The organism is Thalassolituus sp. UBA2009, assembly GCF_002335285.1.
Lineage (GTDB): Bacteria > Pseudomonadota > Gammaproteobacteria > Pseudomonadales > Oceanobacteraceae > Venatoribacter > Venatoribacter alkanivorans.
In genome coordinates this window covers 69,624-78,221 of sequence record NZ_DDCJ01000101.1, presented here as the reverse complement: position 1 = coordinate 78,221, position 8,598 = coordinate 69,624, and the positions used below count along the sequence as shown (strand labels likewise).

10 protein-coding genes are annotated in these 8,598 nt (G+C 52.5%); 2 read left to right on the top strand and 8 right to left on the bottom strand.

From position 1 onward, the window contains the following. The first annotated feature begins 203 nt into the window (after positions 1-203). Entirely contained in the window at positions 204-1,256 is a 1,053-nt protein-coding gene (locus B3P58_RS12860; RefSeq protein ID WP_186435995.1) for an AraC family transcriptional regulator, read from the top strand. A gap of 60 nt (positions 1,257-1,316) precedes the next feature. Here the strand turns inward: B3P58_RS12860 and B3P58_RS12855 are convergent, their stop codons facing one another. The 7 genes from B3P58_RS12855 to B3P58_RS12825 all read right to left on the bottom strand — a co-directional run bounded on the left by B3P58_RS12855 (position 1,317) and on the right by B3P58_RS12825 (position 7,501). After that, positions 1,317-1,772, bottom strand: coding sequence for a hypothetical protein (locus B3P58_RS12855; protein WP_145470077.1), 456 nt, complete (start codon positions 1,770-1,772; stop codon positions 1,317-1,319). Between the two features lie 169 nt (positions 1,773-1,941). Then, entirely contained in the window at positions 1,942-2,499 is a 558-nt protein-coding gene (locus B3P58_RS12850; protein ID WP_145470076.1) for a hypothetical protein, read from the bottom strand. Between the two features lie 49 nt (positions 2,500-2,548). Further along, a complete protein-coding gene (locus B3P58_RS12845) occupies positions 2,549-3,214 on the bottom strand; it encodes a class I SAM-dependent methyltransferase (protein ID WP_286717959.1) in 666 nt (221 codons plus the stop codon). 61 nt (positions 3,215-3,275) lie between these two features. After that, on the bottom strand, positions 3,276-4,268 hold the full coding sequence (locus tag B3P58_RS12840) for a murein transglycosylase domain-containing protein (protein ID WP_286717956.1): 993 nt from the start codon (positions 4,266-4,268) through the stop codon (positions 3,276-3,278). 175 nt (positions 4,269-4,443) lie between these two features. Beyond that, the gene (locus B3P58_RS12835) at positions 4,444-5,787 is read right to left on the bottom strand and encodes a DUF1329 domain-containing protein (RefSeq protein WP_286717955.1); all 1,344 of its coding nucleotides are present in this window, start codon (positions 5,785-5,787) and stop codon (positions 4,444-4,446) included. 150 nt (positions 5,788-5,937) lie between these two features. Further along, entirely contained in the window at positions 5,938-6,540 is a 603-nt protein-coding gene (locus tag B3P58_RS12830) for a Yip1 family protein (RefSeq protein ID WP_145470073.1), read from the bottom strand. Positions 6,541-6,691: 151 nt separating this feature from the next. Beyond that, complete coding sequence (locus tag B3P58_RS12825; protein WP_286717952.1) at positions 6,692-7,501, bottom strand: TatD family hydrolase; 810 nt, start codon at positions 7,499-7,501, stop codon at positions 6,692-6,694. 109 nt (positions 7,502-7,610) lie between these two features. Here B3P58_RS12825 and B3P58_RS12820 point away from each other — a divergent pair, with 109 nt between their 5' ends. Beyond that, on the top strand, positions 7,611-8,048 hold the full coding sequence (locus tag B3P58_RS12820) for a hypothetical protein (protein ID WP_145470071.1): 438 nt from the start codon (positions 7,611-7,613) through the stop codon (positions 8,046-8,048). Here B3P58_RS12820 and B3P58_RS12815 read toward each other — a convergent pair. Further along, positions 8,035-8,598, bottom strand: a 564-nt coding sequence (locus B3P58_RS12815) for a ParA family protein (protein WP_286717948.1), incomplete at its 5' end; no start/stop codon positions are given. The two genes, B3P58_RS12820 and B3P58_RS12815, sit on opposite strands and share 14 nt — an antisense overlap.

The following is an 8,598-nucleotide window of genomic DNA, read 5'->3' as shown; positions in this document are numbered from 1 at the left end:
GCTACCAGACTGCTCCATCCCGCGTCAGAGGCTGCGAATAATACGGATGACCCCTCATGCTGTCAAGCCTAACATTTTGTTTTTTAGGTATTTTTCCCGCAACGACCAGGAATTTACAGAAAAGTTGCATCATCGTCTGGCGTGTATGGAATACAGGTGGTACGTTATCTGAACAAAAAATAACAACAATAAAAATCGAGCATATGAGTTCGCATCCGACCAATACTTTGACGACGGCGGCTTTGCAGCCATTGTTGCGTTTGTTGGAAAGCAAAGGTTTCTCCGGCATGGATTTGCTGTCGCCAGGCCAGGAGGCCAGAACCGAGCATGTTTCCAGTCAGCGCATGTCCATCAGCCAGTTCGACCGGCTGTTGGAACAGGCCAGCAAACTGCTTAACGAACCTGCCATCGGCCTTGCTGCCGGACAGCACCTCGACCTGCCCAGCTTTTACCTGCTGGGATTCCTGCTGAGCAGTTGCCAGACCGGCCGGGAAGCTCTGACCATTCTGCGCCGCTATTATTCGCTGATCAGTGATACCCGCTCACCCGATCTCTTTGTCGGTCATGAAAGCATTAAGGTGTTGTACTACGTTGCCGATGGCAGCGCCTTTGGCAGCCATGCCCGCAGCGAGTTTATTGCGGCCAGCATTCATACCGCAGGGAAAGCCTTCGGTGGCAGCTATTACCAGGTTCAGGGCGTTGGCTTCCGCTTTCCGGCACCTTCCTACCGTGACCGGCTGGAACAGTTCTTTGGTATACCGATTCAGTACAATCAGCCGCATAACTGGATCTCGTTTTCCGGCAAACTGCTGGATAAACCACTGGCTCAGGCCAACCCTGAACTGTTCAATGCCCTTCGCCGCCAGGCAGAGCTATCGACGACCCGCTTCAGCCAACTACAGGCTTTCAGCCGCAAGGTGATGCATATCCTGTATCAGTGGCCGGACTCCATTCCGATCACCAAAGAGGCGGTCGCCGATCTGTTGAGTACCAGCAGCCGTACCCTGACCCGTCGCCTGCAGGAAGAAAACTGCCAGTTCTCTTCCCTGCTGCGTGATGTACGGCTTGAGAAGGCCAAGCAGGCTCTGGAACGCGGTCATACCGACGTGCAGCAACTGGCCATTGAGCTGGGATTTTCTGACCGTAGGGGGTTTGAGCGGGCGTTCAAACAATGGACGGGCGAAACTCCGGCCGCCTACCGGCGTAATTGCCGTTCACGTCAGGAAACAGTGGAAGATATGGCTGAGGCAGACTGACTCAGCCAATAAAAAAAGCGGCCAGTAGCCGCTTTTTTTATTGCCGGGTGCTGTGCTGTTCTACCAATCACTGGCAGACAGGGCAGCACGGACGGTACGCATTTTTTCAGACTCTTCCAGTGCAATCAGATTTTCAAACAATTGCCGTGAGTCGTTATTGGTCGCCTCACTGAGCATCTGCCGGTACAGGCCGATCAGATAATCATCGATTTTCAATGCAACCCTGGTTAACTCATCCACCGAAATATCCGGATGCAGATCGCGGCAGCCTTTCAGAGCATCGCTGATTGAACCTGGTTCAAACTGGTGCCACTCCGTCAGAACTTTCTGGCTGACATGTTCCTGCATACTGACCATCGATTTGGCCAGAGTATCCTCATGAGCAGCCAGCAGCTGCAGCATCATATCGACCCTCTCGCGCTGCGTCTGATCCCGCAATTGCTGGTACAGGTTACGCGCGTGCTCGTGTAAGCGACGGCCGTATTCAAGTACATCTTTGACCGTGGAGTAACTCATATCTCTGCTTCCTGTTCAAAGGCTCTGGCTCAACGTTCAAGCTTCAAAAACCCCTGTGGCCCTCCGGCACTATCACCTGAAGGCATAAAACACAGTGGATAGTTAAAGCATAGCGTCCGCAGCGGCATACGCCATTGCGCAGGATCAAGCAGAGCAGCCAGCGCAGGCTTTATTCGTCGTCATCACCGGATTCTGCAAACTGATCAGCCAGCTGCTGACGGAAAGGACGCACAGCGGATTTATCCTGCTCGCTGACATTTTCCACCGCACGCATCATCATCAGCGAAGCGCCCATCATTTGCTCCATCATCATTTTCTGTTCAGCAGGCATACCTTCAGACTGACGGATCTGTTCGAGCTGGGCTTCCAGTTGTGACAGGCTGACTTGCTCGTTTTCCATTTCCAGCGCCATATAGCCCATGGTTACACGACGCGAAATTTCAGCCCAGTGTTCGATATTCTTATAACCGCCAGCCTTTACCTGCTTGCTGAAGTCGTCGTACAAACCAGCGGCTTTCAGTTGCTCAATCCCTTTATTGAACATCGCATCAATGCTGGATTCACCGGCACTGAAGTCTTCTTCCGGCAGCTGATCTTCATGCTGGTCCAGCCAGTTTTCGAGTGCTGGCATGGCTTCCATCCAATGTTTTACATCTTTTTCTGTCAGATCAGCGGCCATTGCCAGTGGTGCCAACAAGCTGAACAACAGCGTCATAACGATGCGCATGAGTATCTCCCTGAGAGTGTTTATTAAAACGTTATTAATGATAAGTCGGTTACGTTAGTCGAGATTGACCCGCGCGGCAATAAATCTCAACCTCCACCGCTTCATCAAAATCACCAATGGCGGGAAGTGTCGAACTGACCATGGAATGCAGGCAATCCAGCTCAACAAAGTCCGGCGCAACAAAACGACTTTCGGCCAGAATCCAGTCGGGAATACTCAGCATCAGCTGTTTAAGATCGGCACTGGAGCTGATGTCATACAGCACATCGCTGGCCAGCAGCAGATCGACCTGCGGCCACTCCCCTTTTACCGGCCAAACCTTTACCCCATTCAGCGCAGCATTTTCGGCTGCGGCCTGCAGTGCATGATCATCCAGATCGGCAACCCAAACCTCAGCAGCTCCGGCCTTTGCTGCAGCAATCCCCACCAGCGCTGAGCCACAGCCAAAATCCAGCACCTTCTTTCCGGCAACAGCATCAGGGTTAGCAACAATCCATTGCGCCAGTGCACGCCCGCCTGCCCAGGCAAAGGCCCAGTATGGCAGACGCTGCCAGAAAGCTCCGATGGCCTGCGTATCCAGAGTCAATTCACTGTCCGGCAGGCTGAGCAGCCACAGCGTTAACTGCTCCTGTATGAGTTTTTCCGTAACAAGCTGCGCCCCAGGCAGTATCAATGCCTGCTGCAGCTGTTTTAGCGGTGCATGGTTGATTGACATAAAGAACTCAGAACTCGCCGGTTTAAATTATTAATATGCACAAAAGCAGACCAGAGAACGCTTACAGCCAGTGTTTTTTAAAAGCTATCACTTTTTCCAGATAACGCCGGGATTCGGCTTTCGGGTGTTTGTGCACAATAGTGCGGTACACCTCCTCGGCCGACATTGAATTAATGCGCTGAACAGCTTTTTTGCGGTCAGGGTGAAATGCTTTAAGCAGGTTTCCTGCACCGCCGTTATAAGCAGCAATGATGCAATACTCGCGCTTTTGCCATCCCTGAATATCACGCAGATAAACATCCCGCAGAATCGATAAATACGCACTGCCAGCGTCAATATTATTCGCCGGATTTAACAGGTAGCTGCGTGTCGGCCGGTCATCACGGCCATAAATACGCTGATAGACATCACGCCCCGCAGTGTTCTGCATCACCTGCATCAGGCCATAGGCGCCGGAGTGTGAAACGGCAAAAGGGTTAAAACTGCTTTCCGTTTCAATCACCGCCAGAATTAGTGCCGGCGACAATTTATAGCGAGTTGCAGCCCGCTCCACCTGTGGTCGGTAGCCTTCCGCACTACGCTGCTTATGGCTGCGCACCATGGCGACGTCCACCCAATAGCGTGCGCCTTTATGTTGTACTTTATGCTCGGTCAGGTACTGCGCGAAACGCTCTGCCCGCCAGGGGTATTCAATACTTTTGCCGTCCTGATCAAGCACCTGCCCGGCCAGAAAAGGTTTGCCGGTAATACCCATATCGGCAGCCGTGTACAGATCCACGGCAGAAGGATCCGCCGGAGTCAGCAGCGTAGCCACCAATGCCTGACGGATTGCCGTTAACGGCGTTTTACTGCGCTCACTTTCTACACGGATACGCCCGGCTGCAAAGTCGATATGAACCCGGGTGTGGTAATCATCCAGATATTTCACCATCGCATGGGCCGATGCTTCTTCGAAGTCCTGTCCCCAGACCTGATTGGCTTTTTCCGAAAAGAAGGCGTACTCAAGAATCACCGCCTGCACATCATCAGAGAGTTCAGCAAAGTTATCCGGCAATCGTCCGTCGTCTGCCACCGTCGGCAGACAAAAAGAACACAGCGGCAAACAAAGACAAAACAGCGGCAGTCTTAACAGGCGGGAATAAGAAGAGAAAAGCGGGAAGAGATTTAAAGTCACAAAATACACGGGCAGCAAAGATTGCTGCCCAGTGTAATCGCCATACCGCTGAATGTCAGCGCACAGCCTCGCGGCGGATAGCATTCGGCGAAAAGTCGTCGGCATCCAGCTCCTGGCTGAAATCGATAGTGGCGCCACGTTCGTTATCCAGCCCCTCAGCGTAGTAACGGCCGCTCTCAAGATCGTAGGTTACTTCCAGAGTCGGATAAACCAGCTGAACATCATAGTAGTTAATGGTGTGTGCTTCGGTAACCTGCCACAACTTGCCTTCTTCATCGTACTCTTCGGCGTAGATAATCGACCATGAGTCTTCATCCACGTAGTAACGACGGGTTGAGTAACGATGGCTGTAACCAAGACGTAATTTTGCTTCAACCACCCACACGCGATGCGCTTCGTAACGCAACAGTGACGGGTTAATGTGATGATCCTGCAAAATATCATCAATTTTCAGCGTGCCCTGATGAACCTTGTAAGCGTTGTACGGAATATAGATTTCACGCTTACCTTTCAGCTCCCAGTCATAGTAATCCGGTGCGCCGTTAAACATATCAACCTGGTCGACGGTACGGATGGAGTTGGTGTTGGAGTCAGCGGTGTCATACGCCAGATCAGGAGTGCGGCGCAGACGACGCTGGCCCGGCACATAAATCCAGGATTTACGTGGTGAACGAACCTGATCCAGCGTTTCATGCACCAGCGTAATACCACCGGCAAGCTGTGCCGGTGCTAGTGTTTTACGCTTCAGGAAGAAAATTTTGTTATCCAGATCGGTAGGTTCTGCACCCGGAATGCTGTACTGAATAAAGTATTCGTATTCGCGTAATGCATCAATACGCTGCCCGCCCTGAGTTACCGATGATGCAACAGCGGTATAGGCCATAGAGTGACCGCGGAAGCGCAAGGTATGGTTCCACAACACTTCCAGACCATTCTCGGGCACCGGGAACGGGGAAGACATCGTCGCACCGGTAACACCAGCGCCGTATTTCATCAGCTCAGCACGACTGGCGTTGGTCTTAATCGCCTGGTAAACATAGTCAGGATAAGACGCGGAGCGATGAGTCTGATAAACCTCAAAGTAGAGATCAGGAAAACGCTGCAGCAGTGCGACCTGGCCATCAGTCAGACGCGAACGGTGCTCTGCGATATTAGCGGAAGTGATACGGAAGCGTGGTTTGTCGGCAGCAAAAGGATCGGCATGAAATGCGCCGGGTTTATGCGTTTTATCGAGAGGAAGACCACCTTTCCAGGCAGGAATATCTTTACCATTACCCAGTTTGTCGGCACCAACCGGCGTCAGGTCTTTCCCAAGGCGGGCAATATCTTCCGGCGCAACGGCAGCAATGGCCGGTAAAACAGAGCACATCAATGCAGCAAACAAAAACCGTCGTTTCATCACATCACCATTGAGCCATATTCAGGGGGCGTGCAGGCTACTGATTGGTGATTCTATGATCAACCACGTGTTACAAAATCACTACAAAACTCTGTCTGCCGCGGTAGGGGCGTAAAAAGTCCCTCCGCGGCCGATGAGCACCACATGCAGTCAAACAAATGCTGGCGCCATTCCCATACCCCATAGGATAACGGTTACCGCCATACATCCGACCAGCGCACAAAGCCCTACAGTGAGCATCGAGCTGGCAAAAATGAATCCGCGCTCCTCGGGGATATCCATAAAAATGGGAACCCCCGAATACAGCAGGTAAACGCTGTAACAAACCGCAGCCAGCACGACCATGACATCCAGCCAGAGAATCGGTAACAGACCAATAAAACCAGACAAGAACATAGGAGTGGAGGTAAAGATGGTAAAAATCAGACAGCGCTCATAGCTGGCACTGACACCAAAGGTCCGCTCCATCCAGAACATTGCGTAAGCCACCATCGCCACGCCGAACAGCAGAGCAAAATAGAAAGCGACAGCCATAGGAAGAGCGCTTTCAGCACTGAGTTTTACCACATCACCGCCGGCGATACTCCAGCCATATTGTGTGGTACCGATATACAGCGACACCGGCGGAATCAGTGCCAGAAATATCAGGTTACGGACAAACACTTCCAGAATGGAACCGGCCCGCTCCCGACGAATTTCATCCCACTCACGACGTGGATGGTACAGCAGTCCGAACATATGATTTGCAAACATAGTGCTCACCTCTTTGTGTGACTACGTTACAAGGATTATGCGCTCTGAACAGACAAAGCAAGCTGGCACCGTTTTATGCAATAAGCTTGTCTAAAAACCCGCGCCTTCAGCATCAGCAGCAATAAAGGAACGCAAAATGGCTCATTCGGCCTTATCCCACCGCCATCATACGTGGGAACGTTTGTCGCAAATTTTGCTCCAGCTGCACTGCTAATACCGGCAGGCTCAGGTGATGCTGACTGGCCAGAATTGCTGCCAGCAGTGGAATACTGGCCGGACTGTTGTTATCAGGCTCCCAGAACGCCGGCTTCATATCCGGACTATCAGTTTCCAGCAACCAGCAATCCAACGGCAGAGAAGCCACTGTACGCCGTAACTTATGCGCCCGCGGATGACTCATTGCCCCGCCAATCCCCAGACGAAAACCCAGCTTACGCCAGGCTCTGCCCTGCTGTTCACTGCCACTGAAGGCGTGCACCATTCCACCACAGGGGAACTGTTGCTGACGCAGATAAGATACTGCTTCATCATGTGCTCCGCGGATATGCAGAACCAATGGCAGCTGATATTTTTGTGCCAGTGCCACCTGAGCCCGGAACCAGAACCACTGCTCTTCCCGCTGAGCCGCATCCGCCGCCAGCACCCAGTCGAGTCCGGTTTCTCCCAATGCCACAAGTTTCTGACCAGAAAGCTGATCCTGCAGGGTTTGCTCAAGCCAGTTCAGGTCATCCTGCTGATGCTGAGCGATAAAGTACGGATGCAATCCAAGAGCATAATAGAATGGCCGCTGACGACAGAAAACCGCCAGCTGTTCACACTGAGAACGCTGTACGCCGGGAACCAATAAACCACGAACCCCCAGACGCTGAGCCAGCGCCCATTGTTCGTCACGCTCGTCATCCAGACAGGCGAAATCAAAGTGACAATGACTGTCAAACCAGCACGGTACTGTGTCATGCATTAATGTCATTTATTGGAATGCCACATTAAAAGCAAAAATTTCATTCCACTCATGGAGTATCTGCCGCTAGTCTGCTATCAATAATCGAGGTTTAGTTGCGGAACTGCCCATGGAACTGGCTTCACAAGAACTGCGTGAGCGCATTGTTCGCCCAACCCTGCACTATCTCGGCAAGCATTGCCATGCCTCCGAGAATATTCTGGTCGCCATTGCTCAATGGCAGCAACAACATCCTCAGGGACGCACCGAAGGTATCTACCCGATTGACGCCGGACTGCACCAGAAGGTGTGGAACCAGCACCTTGCGTTTGATCCTGAACTGGCCAGTAAAATCCGCGGCCTGGCCTCACAGCGTGAATTCCTCAATAACCCGCACATTGAGCTGATTACCAATCTGGCCTATGCCACGGCTATTGCCTGGGCAGTGTATCTGGCCTTTCCACAGGTAAAGCACGCGACAACAGCCTGCACATCAGGCAATTCCAAACCGTCCCCTTGCCCACTGACTGAAAGCACGGCACCGCTGTCCGGAGTCAGCGCAGGTTAAGCTTAGGCTTCAGCGCCTTCCACAACGCCTGATAATTACGCGCCAGCGGCACCGCTGGCTGCTGCTCTACAATCGGGCTGCGCAACTCCAGCATACGTTCAGCACTGGCGGAGAAGGCCACAAAAGTGCGCAACACTTCCGGATAATTCTGCAGCTCGGTATTCACCCAGCGCAGATGTGCCGGCTTACGCCGGTCAATCATGGTAACAAAGGGCAGCCACTGGGATTTTTTCGCCCAGTCAAACTGGGATTTGATCTGGTCGTAGGCACGAATCGATAACACCGAAGGCTCAACCGGAATCAGGATGCGGTCCACCGCCCGCAAGACGCCCTCCATCTGCGGCGTAATCATCGGCGGGCAATCGATAATAATCAGGCCATAGTCTTCGGCCAGACGACCGAGCGCTTCCGCCATCCGTTGCCGGGCTTCTTTTTTACCGCTCAGACTCTGATGAAATTTTCGCAGAGAAGTGTCGGCAGACAGTACATCCAGGCGCGGCACTGTGCTGGGCTGAATGTAGCGGCTGATGGGCTCATCACTGCTCCATAA